Here is a 16767-nt window from a genome sequence, read left to right on the forward strand (position 1 = left end):
CTCATTTAAACGGAACTATCAGATATGCCTAATAATTACTTCAATACCCTGCCGCTGCGTGAGCAGCTTGAGCAACTGGCTAAATGCCGTTTCATGGACATTTCTGAGTTTCCAGACGGCGTAGAAGCGCTGAAAGGTAAGAAGATCGTTGTTATCGGTTGTGGCGCACAGGGCCTGGCACAGGGTATGAACCTGCGTGACAGCGGTTGTGATGTTTCCTACACACTGCGTGCTGCTGCCATTGAAGAGAAGCGTCAGTCCTGGAAGAGCGCTACCGAAAACGGTTTCGTTGTTGGTACTTACGAAGAGCTGATCCCTACTGCTGACGTAGTTCTGAACCTGACACCTGATAAGCAGCACACGCCTGTTGTTAACGCTGTTATGCCACTGATGAAGCAAGGCGCTTGCCTGTCTTACTCTCACGGTTTCAACATCGTTGAAGAAGGTATGAAGATCCGTGAAGACCTGACTGTAATCATGGTTGCACCTAAGTGCCCTGGTTCAGAAGTTCGTAACGAATACGTGCGTGGTTTCGGTGTTCCTACCCTGATCGCTGTTCACGAAGACAACGATCCTAAGGGCGAAGGTCTGGCACTGGCTAAGGCATACGCTGTTGGTACCGGCGGTCACAAAGCGGGCGTTCTGATGTCCTCTTTCATCGCTGAAGTTAAGTCCGACCTGATGGGCGAGCAGACTATCCTGTGCGGTATGCTGCAGACTGGTTCTCTGCTGTGCTTCGACAAGATGGTTGAAGAAGGTATCGACGCTGGTTACGCATCTAAGCTGATTCAGTTCGGTTGGGAAACTGTAACTGAAGCTCTGAAATACGGCGGCGTAACCAACATGCTGGATCGCCTGTCTAACCCGGCTAAGATCAAGGCATACGATCTGTCTGAAGAGCTGAAAGTTATCATGCGTCCGCTGTACAACAAGCACCAGGACGACATCATCGATGGCACCTTCTCCCGCACTATGATGGAAGACTGGGCTAACGACGACGTTAACCTGCTGGGCTGGCGTGCAGAAACTGCTGAAACAGCATTCGAAAAGACTCCGGCTGGCGATGTTGAGATCTCCGAGCAGGAATACTTCGATAACGGTATCCTGATGGTTGCTATGGTTAAAGCGGGTGTTGAACTGGCATTCGAAACTATGACTGCTGCTGGCATCATCGCTGATTCTGCATACTACGAGTCTCTGCACGAAACTCCGCTGATCGCTAACACTATCGCACGTAAGAAGCTGTACGAGATGAACGCGACTATCTCTGATACTGCTGAATACGGTTGCTACCTGTACAACCACGCTTGTCTGCCTCTGCTGGCTGACTTCATGAAGGACATCAAGACCGACGTTATCGGTAAGGGTCTGGACCTGGAAGACACTGGCGTAGACAACGCTCGCCTGATCGAAGTGAACGCAGCACTGCGCGCACACCCGGTTGAAGCGATCGGTACTACCCTGCGTGGCCACATGGCTGACATGAAGAAGATCGTTTGATAACGATTCTTACTTCTTGAAAAGAGGCCGGGCTTAATCGCCTGGCCTTTTTTTTAAGGCTCATTTTAAGAGCTTATTTATCAGGCCTGTTTTATAAGCACTTATATTAGTACTTTGATATTTACTTATAAAACACGCTTAGCCGCACCCCCTTATTACACGCTGACACCGGATACCGGACACCTGACGCCTATGAATATTCGCCTGGACAATCTGACCGTAAACTTTGACGATCGCTTTCAACTGGATGAGATCAACTGGCAGCTGGACGACAGCCAGCACTGGGTTGTCACCGGTGCCAACGGTTCGGGTAAGTCCGCTCTGGCTGCAGTGCTGGCGGGAGCCGGCGAACAGATCTCAGGCAGCATCGACGGTGTGCCTGCGAAAGTAGGTCTGGTCTCTTTTGAAGCCCAGGCAGAACTGATTGAAGCTGAGCTGAAAAAAGATGACGCCGACATTATGGACGTTATCGCCGAAGGCACCCCGGTACACGAAATTCTCAACCCCGGTGACAGCAACCAACAGCTGATCGATGAGCTGGTCGAAAAGTTTCAGCTGCAACCGCTGGTCGACCGGGCTTTTCGTAAGCTATCCACCGGCGAATCCCGCAAGGTAATGCTGATCCGCGCACTGGCCAGCGAGCCTGACCTGCTGGTGCTGGACGAGCCGTTTGACGGTCTGGATGCCCACACCCTGGAGATGCTGCAGCAGTATCTGGCTACATTAGTAGAGACCGTACCTATGGTGATGGTACTGAACCGCTTTGATGAGTTCCCGGACTTCATCACCCACATAGCCTACGTTGACAATGGCCGACTGCAACACCAGATCGATCGCAGTGATGAAACCGCATACAACGAGCTGTATAAACTACTACACCTGAAAACCACCGATCTTGCGGTACCCGCCGCCGATCCTGAGAATGACATTCCGCGTCTGGATTCAAGCCAACCGCTGGTGCGACTCAACGCTATCAACATCACCTACGATGGCCACAAGATCATCGACTCGCTGGACTGGACCATCGAGCGCAACCAGCACTGGCAGCTGAGCGGCCCCAACGGCAGCGGTAAAACCGGCCTGCTCTCGCTGATCACCGGTGACCATCCCCAGTGTTATGTTAACGATATCTTCGTATTCGGTTTCCAGCGCGGCAGCGGCGAAAGCATCTGGCAGATCAAGCAGTTTATCGGTTATGTCTCCACCGCCCTGCAGTGGGAATACAAAGTCGGTACCGGCCTGCGCAATGTCATTATCTCCGGTTTCTACGACAGCATCGGCCTGTACACCAAAGCCACCGATAAGCAGAAGCAGATCGCCGACGAGTGGCTGGCTCTGTTAGGCATGAGCGACCGTGCCGATACCCCGTTCAATAAACTCTCCTACGGTGACCAGCGCCTGCTGCTGATCGCCCGCGCGATGGTTAAACATCCTCCCCTGTTGATTCTGGATGAGCCATGTCTGGGTCTGGATGATATGAACCGCCAGTTGGTCCTGGCCCTGATCGAAAAGATCTGTGCCGGTAGTGAGACGTCGGTGCTTTATGTAAACCACCATCCCGAAGATCAAATTAAAGGGATTGAAAATTATTTAGCTTTGGAAAAGCGCTAAATAATAGAACGCATCGCGCGCGATGCTGCCAGACCGCCGAACAAGTTCGGCTAGCTAGAACGTCACTTCGTGACTCGCTAGTGGCTAGAAAAAGCCTTAAAAGCAGACCGTATCGCTGCGCGATACTCGCTAGTCCAGGAGGCTCTGCCTCCTTAGCTAGTTGCTAGACGTGACTGCGTCACTTGCTAGAAAAAGCGAAAAAACCCTCTTTTCACTATATGTTACCCCCCCCCCCCCCCTAATAAGTACTCCGTAAGCTTGGATTGACACGGAGTCGACATTTACGTTTAAGCCACGGGGTGCTTCCGCATCCATCCAATCACCGAAAGCGGTCATAGCCCTCAGCTTCAGAGTTGGGTCACTTTGTGCCAAAAGCGACCAAACGACCTTATTGATACAGTGAGTAATCCAGCATGCTAGCTTTACGGATAAAACAGACCCTTTCCATCACAACTGGTAACTTTCAGATAATACCGCGGCTACTACAATTGATTGGCTAACCTTCAATGAGATCAGGGGATAAACCGTTGAATTCGCGTTTTTTTAATTCCCAATGACGATTCTGTTTAAACATGCACTCAATTTCTGTTGCCGGCACAGGCCTTGAGAAATAATATCCCTGACCATAGTTACACCCCAGATTCTTTAGAAAGCGATACTGCTCAACCGTTTCAATGCCCTCAGCCAGGGAGTATAGCTTCAGATTCCGTGCCATTTGCACCGTTGCGGTTACGATGGCTATATCGTCCTCATCATCAGGAATACCGTCAACAAACGATTTGTCGATTTTAAGCTTATTGAAAGGCAGATGCTTCAGACGATCAAGTGATGAATAACCGGTACCAAAATCATCCAGCGAGATCTTGATTTCGTTTTCGTCGAAATGCTCTAGTGTTTCCGCCATTCGCTCAGGCTCGATAATCATCGCGCTTTCGGTCACTTCGATCTCAAGCATATTCCTCGATATACCCGTCTCATTTATAATGTTCAGTATCTGATGAGCAATGTCTCCGTGCCACATTTGTCGCGCTGACAGATTAATCGCTACCGTCAATGAAATCCCCTTGTCAGCCCATTCGCGAAGCTGGCGACAGGCTTCCCGTACCACCCAGTCACCGATAGGCAGGATCAATCCGGTATCTTCTGCCACCGGCAAGAAATCTGCAGGAGATACTAAATGGCCTTCTTCCTGCTCCCAGCGGATCAGGGCTTCCACTCCAACCAATCGGCCGTTATCCAAGTCAATGAGAGGCTGATAATGGAGCCGGAACTCCTGCTGCTCAATTGCCTTGTGCAACTTCGTTGCCAGCGACATTTTCTTTTGCTGGCGTTCCGATAGTTCTTTGCAGAAGTATTGATAGTTATTACGACCCAGCTCCTTTGCCCGGTACATTGCATGGTCTGCATACTGAATCAACTGTGCTGCATCATCCGTGTCTCCTGGAAGCAGGCTGATGCCAATACTCGCCGAAACATAGGCCTCCTGCCCCTGCACTCGGAAGGGTTCTTGCAGCCCATCCAGAATTCGTTGTGCAACGGTAGCCGCAAGCTGTTCAAAATCGGTCTTAACTATCTGTTCGCCGTATTTTGCCAGCAGCACAATAAACTCGTCTCCCCCCTGTCGCGCTATTATGTCGGCATCTCGTGTGGCACTTTTCATCCGCTCTGCCGCTTGACGGAGCAATTCATCACCTGCGGCATGACCGAGCGTGTCGTTAACAAGTTTGAACTCATCCAGGTCGATGAACAGGACAGCCACCGCGCCCCCCTGGTGGCGAAGTTGGTTGATGGTCTGGCTCAGCGACTGCATAATCGTTGAACGGTTAGGCAGATCGGTCAGTGCATCATGAGAGGCCTGATAGGCAATCAGTTGCTCAGCCTGCTGATGTTTTTGTCGTGTCCGCAGCGCCGTAACCCCATAAGCGAGGTCATCGGCTAGCTCCTGCAGCAATTCCACTTCATCCGGCTGAAAGGTATTTGCCTGCGTACTATAGATTGCCAGCGCACCAAACGCCTCTTCCTCCCGCATAAGAGGGAACACGATCACAGATTTGTAGCCACGTTCGGCAGCCTGTTTACGCCAGTGAAGGCTGCCTGGCGCGCTGCTTATGTCCATTTCAATACACGCTGCGCCGGTCCGGATCGCCGTAGCCTCCGGGCAGCTTATCATTTCATCAACTCGCAGACATCGCTGCAGTGAATCGATGTAACCTTGCTCCTTACCCGCCCAGGCTACCGGGAGTATGACGCCTGCATCATCTGGCCGCCGCAGTCCCACCCAGGCAAACCGATAACCGGTCTGTTCTACTATGTTGTGACACACCCCTTCAAGCAGTCGTTGCTCATCATCAGACCGTACCAGAAGAATATTACTGGCATGGATGGCACCTAAAGCCCGGCTGGTCCGACGCAATTTTTCTTCATGCTCCTTGCGCTGACTGATATCTATGGCTACGGAGACAATACTATGCTTTTTTCCCTCGGAATCGCACATTATCGTACCGGAAAATAGAACCGGTATTTTGCGACCATCCTTACTAGAATAAAATTTCTCAACGTTGCTGACATAGCCGTTCCTGGAAAGGAGACCCGTTGGACTTTTTTCCAGTAAAGCAGCTTCTTCTTCCGCTAGAATGAAGTGAATGGATTGGCCGATCAGCTCTTTTTCTTCATAGCCCAACAGGTCGAGGGCAGCCTGATTCACAGATTCAATGACTGTATCAGGGGTCATGATGATCAGGGTGCCGGGCATTGTCTTCAGGATATTGTCAACGTAATCCCTCGAAACCGTCGTCCTCTGCAGTGCCTCGGTCATCCTGTTGAATGAAGAAGCCAGCTCCCCGACCTCATCTTTTGTGGTTACATCGGCCTGTACTGTCAGTTTGCCACCCGAAACTTCCTCTACCGTTTCAGTCAGCCTTTCCACCGGTCGGGCAAGCAGTCTGCCGAGGTAATAGAGGACACTTATCATAACCATCATTACAACCACTGCGACGGCGGCGACATGTCTTGCCATCCGGTTAACGGGCGCCAGCGCCTTTTCAAGGGGGACCTCCAGCAGCAGACTCCAGTCGCTCCCCTTATAGCCGAAATAGCCGTTCTGCAAGGAAGATACTGCGAGCACAGCCCCGCGCCCGTCATGCGAGCCGCTCTCAAAAGATGTACTCCCGGAAACGCCACTTTCAGACGCTTTTTGTGCCAGCTTAAGTCCGGCGCGATTGAGTTTAAAGATATCATCTGTATGGGCTTTTGGAGCGGCTATGGTCATGCCCTCGCTGTTAATGAGCCGCGCAACGACCGGCGGGGCTATATCATCCAGTGCCTGAAGGACCACGGGCCAGGCAAAGTGGCCGAGAACCACACCGTTAATAGAACTCTTGCCCCACTCACTTCTAATCGGCGCAGCAAACATGACAGTGGGTCTGTCGATTATACTGGACAACACAAGGTCAGAATAATCTGTCCGGCCCTTAAGTGCATTATGATAGGTGGTGCTGCTCGCCGGATATTCATCTATATGTTTTCCAACGCTCTCTTTATCTGTCGAGGTGATGATTGTGCCTTCAGTGTCAATCATCATTAACAGGTCCCAGGGCCCGCTAAGTCGGGCATGTTCTTCCAACTCGCTGAAGGACCTGTTTGAGATTTCCTGTTTTTCCTCTTTTACCTCTGCCTGAGGCTCCAGAAGCAGTTGCAACACATCGTCTTCGGCGATTATCTGGATATCCCGGTAAGCGGTATAGAGGGCCCGGTCAATTGCCTGCATCTGATGCTTAGCAATTTCCAGATGGTTTTTGGCAATGTTTTTCTGAAGTACAGTTCTGGCGAAATAAAAAGTGCTGAAAACCAGCGCAGGCACGGCAATAAGTGACACCACCGCAACCGATAGCGTGATCTTTGTTGCAAATTTCATAGCGCGTTCTGCTGCAACGAATTCGTGAGAGCCCGTATGAAGGTAGCATCAATAAATGCCGTGCTGTCCAGCTGTTTATTTATCGTACCTTGCTCCATAAGAAAGTTATTTGCCTGTCGGGCTGCACCGTGCAGCGATTCAAACCCTGCGCCGTAAGAGAAGGAGGTAAGGTTTTCCCGGAGATCCAGAGTTCGGTCTAACCTAGCAAACGCCTGAACCTCAGCCGGAGAGACATCGTAGATCCCGGCGATAATACCGAACGCCTCGTCCGGATTTTCTTTGATAAATTGCGTCGTCTTGTGCCATACGTTGACATAGGCCTGGACATCACCGGGCCTCTCGTCAATAAAGCTGCGATGGAAAACATTAACAGCGGGGGACAGACCTGGAATTTCAGAGGTATCAAAGAGCTTTCGGCCATTCCGCTGTTCTATCGCTTCAGACACAATAGGCTCCCATGTAACAATAGCATCCAGCTTCCCGTTGCCGAATTCCTCTGCCGCTTTCTCGCCAGCGACTTTTACTTTAGTCACATCACCAGGCGTTAATCCATGCCGTCTTATTACAATATCCAGTATGTATTCCAGATAAGTTCCCCTATCAACACCGATGGTTTTCCCTTTCAAGTCCTCTATTGTTGCAATAGCTGGCCTTGCTACAATGGCATCTATGCCGGCAGAGTAGTCGCTGTTAGTGACCACAACCAGATCTGATCCTGCGGCGTTAAACTGCATAAGGTCAAACAGGATGAATGTATTTGAGTCTATTTTTCCATCAACTGTATCCTGCAGGGAGCTCCAATAGTCGGGGTTAGAATCGACAAGCTCAACGTTCAGGCCGGCCGCTTCAAACCAGCCTTTTTTATCGGCGATCTCTATCCAAAACTCCCCCGGCCAGTAATAGCGTGCGACCGACATTGGAAGGCCGGTTGTCTTCGGCCCATCCTCCACCTCCGATGCGGACTGCCACCATAAAAGGCCGACGAAAATTAATGAGAGCAAAATAACAGGGACGACAATAAGCTTTTTAAACATTTCGCTATATTCCTTTTTTGCTCGCGATAACCAGGCCTTAAAATGACACCCCGCCTCAAACAAACACTTCCGCTATATGTTCATGATCTCGGTTTAAGGCTACGACGGTTCCTTTGAGCTGTTTGTGAGGGGGGGGGCGTAGTTCAAGGCCCCGCACTTATTATCTGAATTCCCGACTGCATAGCCTCCTACTGTATCGAAAGCACTTATCCAGCGAGACGACTTATGTTTCATGTTAGGAATTTAAGCGTGATCCAACGGTGTAATCTATTCTCGTTCAGCAGCAGGGCTTGCGAGAGGCATGTGAAAGAGTATAAGAGCGCTACCTGTGATACCTGATGAAGGAGTAATCTCTGCATAATCCAGCCCATCCATAGCTATTTTTCTAAAGGCTACGTAGCTATCAGATATTAAGCAAACAGGCGCTCACCAATTTGAGTAATAACTGTAATTTAGATTAGTTTGAGTCTATACCCTTAGGTCTAATCTTATTAGATTATTGTCGATAAGAGCGAGTCAACTTTCTTAACTCTTCCAGGGCTCTTTGAGCATCTACCCCCCGGTCATTAACTGACTCGATCCAGGCTTGATCCATTCCTTGAGTAATACGGGTAAACTCGCGGGAAATGAGGTCGCTGTCTTTCACGTCTATAATCTTTGCACCCGCTTCCCGGGCTGCCGTATATCCTTCTATATCAGCGATCTCCCATGCATTACCCGCTAATGCTGATAGCTTTTCTCCGGAAATATTCAAAATAGCATCGCGATCTATTTGGCTCAGCGAATTAAGAAAGCCGGGGCTGATAAACATGCTAAAACTGCCAAGATACATGCCACCCTCCAGCTTGATAATATGTTTAGCCAGGTCATGCAGGCGCAGGCTTTTCTGTACCGAAAACGGAATGAATACTCCGTCAATCAAACCTTGTTCCATCATTTCATACACTTTGTTTGCGGGCGCGGTAACTGGAGTCACCTCCAATCGTTTAGCGAGTTCACTTTGTATTCCCCCTCCAATTCGAATTTTCTTACCTTTAAGGTCCGCCAACGAGTCGATAGCTTTCACCGTATGTATTTGCGCGGGGCCATGTGTAAAGAGCGCAACCAGCACCAAACCATCGTGTTCATCGGCTTTGGTAAGATACTGCTGATGAATACGCCAATGGGCGACCGATGCGGCTTCCGCATCGACACCATACATTGGAAGTTCAACAATCGAAGTGAGTTTAAAGCGTCCCGGCACATATCCGTGAAAGCTCCAGCTAGCATCGGCGACACCGTCTTCGACCAGTTCAAACATTGATTTCGGGTGACCCAAGCCATATTCCAGCCTGATCTTCACCCTCCCCTCGGTCGCTTCCTCTATCCATTTACCATAAGTTGGCCAGACAACACTGTTTTGAAGATGAGCAGGGGGTAGCCAGGTCGCAACATGCATAATTGTCTCAGCCGACACCATGAATGAAAGGGAAAGGGAAATGGCTGCTATGATGCCTGCAACCTTCCGAGCTGAAAATCGTAAAGGGCGTCTACTGAAAACTGTTCGATTCATAGGAGCATTGCTGCAGGACCATAGGGGTTACCGACATTATTTACGGTTAATACCTTCATCAAAGCCGGTAACCCTTTCCATTTCAAGGAGGATGTCAGATTAAGACTGGATTTGTTCGGGTTATTTAACTTCTAACAAGTCTTCACCAACCACTATCTCGCCCTGGTAATGCTTTCTGACACCCTCAATCCATAATTCGGGTTTATCAAATGCAGGCAGCCCAGTAGGGACGAAATGACTCAGCACCAGTTTTTTAACACCCGCTTCAGCGGCCACCTGGCCAACTTCTTCAGTCGGTGTATGGGCCTCTATAATATGTCGGGTAAGTGCTTTGTTACCGGGATCAATACGGTTAACGATCGCATCCACGCCATGAACGCTTACCACCTCATGAACCAAGACATCTGCACCTTTTGCGGCCCTGATCAGGTTATCGCTACGCGCTGTGTCTCCGGAAAAAACAATTGAGCGGTTGGCTGTATCAAATCGAAAACCATATGACGGTTTTGCTGCACCATGAGGTACTTCAAAAGCGGTGACAGTTACATTTTCATCCTTGTATATAACACCGTCTTTCTGGATATTATGCGCGCGAATCAGGTCACTCAGTGGCACCCTGTTCTCGTCACTAATTCTCAGATTAATCTCCCACGCCATGTACTTCATGTAATCACTTGTCATCTGCTTAAGTGGTGGAGGTCCGAAGGTATCAACCGGTTTCTTAAGGCCGCTTAACCAGGAGCGAAGTAACAACGTACCGTAATCCGCATTATGATCCGTATGATTATGTGTGATGAATACTGCACGCAGCTTTTTAGCCGAGACGCCAGCCAAAGCCATTTGCCGGGCCACTCCATTGCCTGCATCGATAATGTATACGCTGCCATTTACGATCAGGGCGTTGGCGGGTTGCGCCCTGGCTTTCTTAATTGAAGGCCCTCCTGCGGTACCCAGCAATATCAGTCGGGTTTCAGAGTCTGCTGTGGTCGCTGCATTGATGTGGTTACTTAGCACCCCGAAAGACAGCAAAGCCATCAGGCTCATCCAAACATACCGTTGTTTAAAGCTATAAATCATTTTCATCTACCCGATTCTTATTTTTAAAGTTTATGTTTCAAATAGGAGTAACAACGATATTGAAAATGGATTTAGTGAAACAGCCCCTTGTTTCACCAGGTGAAACGATACAAACTACCTGACACACGCAATATGTTGGGAGGCTACCTTGGCAGAAGTGAAGACGATACGTGCGCTTTCCCGTGGGCTTGAAGTGCTTGAGTGTCTCGGAAAGAACAACAGTACTTCCCTCAACGAGCTGCATCTGACAACAAAACTTTCTAAAGCAACCCTGCTCAGAATTTTGCTGACCCTTGAAAATAAAGGTTGGGTGTATCGAAGCTTAGGCGACAGCAATTACCGTATCAGCGTAAACAGTCCAATGTTTGGGTCGATTACCGGCGGGGAAAACGAACTAATAGAACTCGCGGCCCCAATTCTGCGTGAGTTGAGCAACCTGGTAGGCTGGCCCTCAGATTTAGCGATAAGGGATGATGTGAACATGAAAATCATCGACTCAACTCGTCGCCAAAGCCCCTTGTCAATTAATAAAGATGTTGTCGGGTTTTGCCCGCATATGCTTTGGTCTGCGTTAGGCCGCGCTTACCTGGCTTTCTGTCCGGATGATGAGCGTATGAGCATTTTAACTGCCCTAAAAGATTCTAAGGAAAGTTTCGATCAGGTATCCGGGGACGATAATTGGGTGATTCATCAACTGAATGACACCCGTACACGTGGCTATGCCGTACGTGAAACTGGCTACTGGGGCCATATCGTTGACTATCCATCGAATGTCGATGCAATCGCATTACCGGTTATATCCGGAGCTAAGGTGCGATGTTGTATCAGTGTTGCATGGGTAGCTGGTGCAATAACGGAACAGCAGGTTGAAACAACCCTCTTTCCTGCATTACAGTCAGCCGCAGAGGAAATAGCTAATGTTTTAAAAGCAGACCGCGTCGCGCGGGATGCTGCCAGACCGGCTGGCTCCGCCTGCCTAGCTCGTCGCTAGAACGTCACTGCGTCACTTGCTAGAAAAAGCGAAAATGCCTTCTTTTCACTATATGTCAGACCTCCAAATAGCACTCCGTAGGGCTCGATTCACGTTCGAGTCACTCGCCGCTTTCGCACCCATCTCAACCCCTAAATCGGGCATATACCTCAGCTTCAGAGTTGGGTAGCTATGTGCCAAATCCGAACTTTCAGGGGCCGCTAATATAACATTTACCTGCCAACCCTCAGCTCAAATAGCGGACGTTGAATGTTTACCTATCCGACTTCATCTTACGGTTCCAGTTAACAAGCAGCAGACGGTGTTGATTTGTTAACGTCAGTCTCACCTTCAAGCCACATTTATCCATATTTAAACATCAGGGTCGAGGCTATCTGACCTCCAGCTCTCGGTAGGACACAGCCAATAACATAGATAGCCATAGAGAATTATTGCAGCCACTCCATTTTGTTTCTCGTCGATTGAGCAAAAGCGATCACCCAGTCTCAAGCTCAGCAATGTTATAGGAAAGTACTAAGTCCTCAAACTGATCAACAGGTAAAGGACGGCTATAGTAATACCCTTGTATCTGATCACAACCATTCTCAAGTAGGAAATCATTCTGCCCTGAGGTTTCAACACCCTCTGCCACAACGGACATATCGAGACTATGCGCCATAGTTATAATGGCTTTAACGATAGAGGCGTCACGTTCATTTTCAGTTATATTATCAATAAACGATTTATCAATCTTTAATGTGCCGACAGGGTAACTTTTGAGATAGCCTAACGAGCAGTAGCCCGTGCCAAAGTCATCAATTGATATACCTATATCCATATCCCTGATAACCTCAAAATCCAAACTTCCTTTTTCACGGCTTTCTATCAATGTATTTTCCGTAATTTCAAGATTCAACAATTTCTGATCTACATCATATTTCATTAATAGTTCTGTTAAATGTTTCACTATTTCGCCCTTCATGAACTCTTTTCCAGAGACGTTAACCGAAATATTAAGAAGAGGAAAACTGTTTTCTTTCCAGATGACTAACTGGCGACACACCTGTTCTCGCACCCATTTTCCTATACATATAATCAAGTTACTTTGCTCAGCAACAGGAATAAACTCAGCAGGAGATATAACGCCTCTTTCTGGACAAACCCAACGGATCAATACTTCCGCACCTATAATCTCCTTAGTGGCAGGATTCACCTTCGGCTGGTAGTAAAGTGTAAACTCATTATCTTTAAGTGCTTTTCTTATACTATTTTCAATATCCAGTTGAGCGATTAACTTTTCACTCATCTGTGTTGAATAATACCTGTAGCAACTACGACCTTCGTCTTTAGCTTTATACATCGCCACGTCAGCATTTTGTATAAGCTCTCCCGGTGTTTTTCCGCCGTCAGGATAGATAGCGATACCAATACTACAGCTTACATAAAACGTTTGTTCACCTACATAAAAAGCCGATTCAAACATTTTAATAATTCTGCCGGCGAGAGCTGTTAAAGTTGACAAACTATCTACTTCAGATTGGGCCAGGAGAACAAATTCATCTCCCCCCATACGAGCAAGGATATCACTCTCACGAATTAGACCTCCTAGTCGCTCAGAGACCTTCACTAGTAACTGATCACCCATCCCATGACCATAGATATCATTTATTTTTTTAAAATCATCAAGATCAAAATAAAATAAACCAAAGCAATAACAATTACGTTCCGCGAGTGCTATAGCGTGCTGAATATGCTCAGTCAGCATCCGGCGATTGTAAAGATTAGTGAGTGGATCATAAGTTGCCAGCAATTCCAGTTGTTTATTGGCATTTTCTGCAGTCTCTTTTGCTTTTAAAACCTCTGCGTTTCGAGACTCGATGGTTTCAAGCATACCTGCAAAGTGTTGCGTTAATACTCCAATTTCATCACGGGAATCAGTTTTCTTCAGATAAGAAGATACTTTAGTATAAGAACCTTCTCCTTCTCCTTCTCCTTCTCCTTCTCCTTTTAATAAATAGCTGTTAACTATCGCATCGCTTGAATCTTTTAAATCATTTATAGGATTTATTATTTGCTTTGCAATTTTTCGATGAAGTAGAAACATAATCAATAGAGAAACCAAAAACTCAAAGACAAATATTACAGCAAATTGAATTTTACGTTTGCTATTTTTTAACAAAAGCTCATTTACAAACTCTGACTTCCCATAAAAGGCCTCATTCACAAATTTTCTGGACCGCTTTACATCGTTCAAATAGTATCCATTAAATAACTCAACTGCCTCAACCATTTTATCATTCAACGTCAAGCTTAATATTCTATTGATATCAATTCTTAACTTATCAAAAACCGGCTCGACCTCATCTGCCAAATAAACATCACTAATAAATTCATTCTTGCGTGCGATTTCTCTAAACTCTGTCAATAAGGATTGAAAGTCCTCCGCCAGGGACAAAACTACCGAGTCATTCTCGTAATTTTTAAAATAAATAATCTGTATGAGCTCTTCATTGGTATAAGCCAGGCTAGCTTCCAGCCTCGAGAGAATGTTTTTTTGTAATGTCAGATCAATAACAACCTTATTACGATTATTTAAATCGGCAAAGAAGACTGCAAAAGTAAGAGAGATAAATGTCAGACTGATCACAAAAAACGTAAGAGGTAGCGAAAACTTCTTAGCAATAGTAAGTTTTTCCATCGATGAGGAGATTTTCATTTATGCCCCCTTCATCTAACCGAAAAAACCTGCACTCTATTATTAGCAGTGTCAGCCACAAATAGATGTCCGTCAGGACCTATTGCCAATCCATGTATATTTCCAAACTCTCCAGTTTCTCTACCGGTAGAGCCAAACATATACTGAAACTCTCCTTTACTATTAAACTTCTGAATTCGATTGTTGCCGATTTCTGCGACATAAATATTGTCCCGACTATCGATAGCAACACCTGAAGGCTTTTTAAATTCTCCAGCCCCACGCCCTTCCTGGCCCCAGGATGAAATAAACTTTCCATATTCATCAAATACCTGAATCCTGTGATTACCCAAGTCAGATACAACCAAATTCCCATTGCTCATATGTTTTACTGCCTCAGGGCGATTAAACTGCCCATTCTCAACACCCGCCTCCCCAAAACTAAACTTAAACTTCCCATCGGAATCAAAAACACTAACCCGGTTGTTGCCAGCTTCTGGCACATACAGCAAACCGTTTTTGTGAAATGTCATAAATTCAGTCTCTTGCGTTTTCCCCTCCTCTGTTCCATAGCCACTATAAGTCAGAATATGTTGGTATGCAGGTGTGTACTTTTTTATAAACCCAGACAAATAATCAGCAACATGAATATTACCGTCACTATCTATCGCTATTCCTTCCGGTTTTTTGAGATTGCTTTCTTTTTCGCCTTTACCACCAAACATTATGATGTAGGTACCATCAGGCTTAAAAACCTGAACATTGGCATTCAGTGCATCCGTAATCATGACATTACCGAACTGATCAAAGGCAAAGTCTTCTACATAGCTAAATTCTCCTTTGCCAGAGCCTTCGGAGCCGAAAGTAGTTATGAACTCTGCATTATTGTCTTTCTGGGAGCAGCCTATGCACGAAGCAATAAGCAGAAAAGATAATAAAAACCGGCTAACACCCGAAGTTAACATGAATATATCCTTATAAAGCAGTGCCTTAATACTCGTATCAAACTGACAGACTCACTTATCCCGCAGTTCTTGTCCCTATTACCCCTTCCAGTTACCTATCGGAATTCGCCTGAAGAAGGACTTTGGCTGCCGTGTAAAATCGTGTTTACTTCGACTGTTACCCGATTAAATATAGTTCTGAATATACTCACGACTAAGCTTAATATACTCAAAATGGTACATTGCTCAGAGTTAATTTATCTGGTTCTTCTAGTTCAAAACTAGCTGAAGGAGGCTTACCCCAAGCGCAAATCACCAGAGCTATCATGACTCCTTTGTGGCGAAAATGGCCTACCCCTGCCCCCCACTGCGGTGTCCGCTTTGAATATTCCGGCTATCTGATTGATCTCATTAAAAGCCGCCCCGAACCTCCTCCGTGTCACTAAGCGATTGTTAGACCCAATCCAGTCTAACTACCTCTATAACCACTGACGGAGGTATATCATGTCTTGAGTAATAGGCCTTTCCGCTCGGCAACCATGGAACAAAGGTAAACTGGTTGGCCAAAAGAAGCCGCTAAAACTCAGAGAAATCTGGGCATTCCGGATCAGATTGCAGATCAACCTGCAACACCGTGAATTGGCGATATTTAACCTGGCAATCGATAGCAAACTACGGGCTTGTGATTTAGTAAATCTGCGGGTACGCGATATTGCTAAAGGCTCAGCAATTCAATCGCGAGCTATGGTATTGCAGCAGAAAACTCAAACGCCTGTTCGCTTTAAACTGATGGAGCAGACCCGAGAAGCACTGTCAAAGTGGCTACAGGTACCTGGTGCCAACAACAGCGATTACCTTTTCCCTAACCGCACAGACAGATCCAATCATATTACAACGCGGCAATATACCCGTATCGTTAAACGTTGGGTAACAAGTATTGGGCTTGAGGCTTCCGCATACGGTACGCATTCGATACGGCGAACGAAGCCTGCGCTAATCTACAAGCGCACTAAAAATTTGCAAGCTGTTCAATTACTACTTGGACATACCAAGCTTGAGAGCACAGTACGCTACTTAGGTATCGATGTTGATAATCCTCTGGTAATAGCAGAGCAGACAGAGGTGTAACAGCCTAGCCAGAGCGACATGGAAAGTCGCTTTATGCCAGAAAACGGCGTCCGGATTAACCTGGCAGCTCACCTTAGGGGCATAAATCCTAATGATAGGATCTGACTCTTCTCGGCAACAAGCAGGCCTTTCCCAAGATCAGTATCAATATTCATCAGATTTTCCAGAAATATTAACTGTCGTACTTAACGCTGTATTTTCAGAACGTTACCCATGACTCTCAATAAAAATAATTCTCTTTTCGTTTAAATCCTGAAATTTTTATCATTTTATTGCTTTACTATCGGTCATACGACCTATAACATAATTATTCAATATTTACTCTTCGGGCTGCCAGTCGACA

General features: G+C 46.9%; 10 protein-coding genes. 4 read left to right on the top strand and 6 right to left on the bottom strand.

The annotated features are described in order from the left end of the window. Positions 1-24 precede the first annotated feature (24 nt). Together ilvC and modF are read left to right on the top strand one after the other, a co-directional pair. A complete protein-coding gene (gene ilvC / locus ACQUQM_RS11740; RefSeq protein ID WP_432474713.1) occupies positions 25-1500 on the top strand; it encodes a ketol-acid reductoisomerase in 1476 nt (491 codons plus the stop codon). Positions 1501-1692: 192 nt separating this feature from the next. Next, a complete protein-coding gene (modF, locus tag ACQUQM_RS11745; protein ID WP_432474714.1) occupies positions 1693-3111 on the top strand; it encodes a molybdate ABC transporter ATP-binding protein ModF in 1419 nt (472 codons plus the stop codon). Between the two features lie 496 nt (positions 3112-3607). Here the strand turns inward: modF and ACQUQM_RS11750 are convergent, their stop codons facing one another. The 4 genes from ACQUQM_RS11750 to ACQUQM_RS11765 all read right to left on the bottom strand — a co-directional run bounded on the left by ACQUQM_RS11750 (position 3608) and on the right by ACQUQM_RS11765 (position 10693). Next, a complete protein-coding gene (locus tag ACQUQM_RS11750; protein WP_432474716.1) occupies positions 3608-7024 on the bottom strand; it encodes an EAL domain-containing protein in 3417 nt (1138 codons plus the stop codon). Next, positions 7021-8058 carry an ABC transporter substrate-binding protein gene (locus tag ACQUQM_RS11755; protein WP_432474718.1) on the bottom strand — a complete coding sequence of 346 codons (1038 nt, stop codon included), beginning with the start codon at positions 8056-8058 and terminating at the stop codon, positions 7021-7023. The genes ACQUQM_RS11750 and ACQUQM_RS11755 overlap by 4 nt, the downstream gene beginning before the upstream one ends. Before the next feature lie 496 nt (positions 8059-8554). After that, entirely contained in the window at positions 8555-9610 is a 1056-nt protein-coding gene (locus ACQUQM_RS11760) for a TRAP transporter substrate-binding protein (protein ID WP_432474720.1), read from the bottom strand. A 120-nt stretch (positions 9611-9730) separates the two neighbouring features. Beyond that, entirely contained in the window at positions 9731-10693 is a 963-nt protein-coding gene (locus tag ACQUQM_RS11765) for an MBL fold metallo-hydrolase (protein WP_432474721.1), read from the bottom strand. Positions 10694-10844: 151 nt separating this feature from the next. Here ACQUQM_RS11765 and ACQUQM_RS11770 point away from each other — a divergent pair, with 151 nt between their 5' ends. After that, positions 10845-11678: an IclR family transcriptional regulator domain-containing protein gene (locus ACQUQM_RS11770; RefSeq protein ID WP_432474823.1), complete on the top strand. Its 834-nt coding sequence runs from the start codon at positions 10845-10847 to the stop codon at positions 11676-11678. A 475-nt stretch (positions 11679-12153) separates the two neighbouring features. On the opposite strand, the gene ACQUQM_RS11775 is transcribed toward ACQUQM_RS11770, so the two are convergent. Together ACQUQM_RS11775 and ACQUQM_RS11780 are read right to left on the bottom strand one after the other, a co-directional pair. Beyond that, entirely contained in the window at positions 12154-14373 is a 2220-nt protein-coding gene (locus ACQUQM_RS11775; RefSeq protein WP_432474723.1) for an EAL domain-containing protein, read from the bottom strand. Positions 14374-14384: 11 nt separating this feature from the next. Then, complete coding sequence (locus ACQUQM_RS11780; RefSeq protein WP_432474725.1) at positions 14385-15317, bottom strand: 6-bladed beta-propeller; 933 nt, start codon at positions 15315-15317, stop codon at positions 14385-14387. A gap of 591 nt (positions 15318-15908) precedes the next feature. Between ACQUQM_RS11780 and ACQUQM_RS11785 the strand changes: the two genes are divergently transcribed. Further along, positions 15909-16424 carry a tyrosine-type recombinase/integrase gene (locus ACQUQM_RS11785; RefSeq protein WP_432474727.1) on the top strand — a complete coding sequence of 172 codons (516 nt, stop codon included), beginning with the start codon at positions 15909-15911 and terminating at the stop codon, positions 16422-16424. The last annotated feature ends 343 nt before the right edge of the window (positions 16425-16767 follow it).

It is taken from the genome of Amphritea sp. HPY (assembly GCF_050870985.1).
Classification (GTDB): domain Bacteria; phylum Pseudomonadota; class Gammaproteobacteria; order Pseudomonadales; family Balneatricaceae; genus Amphritea.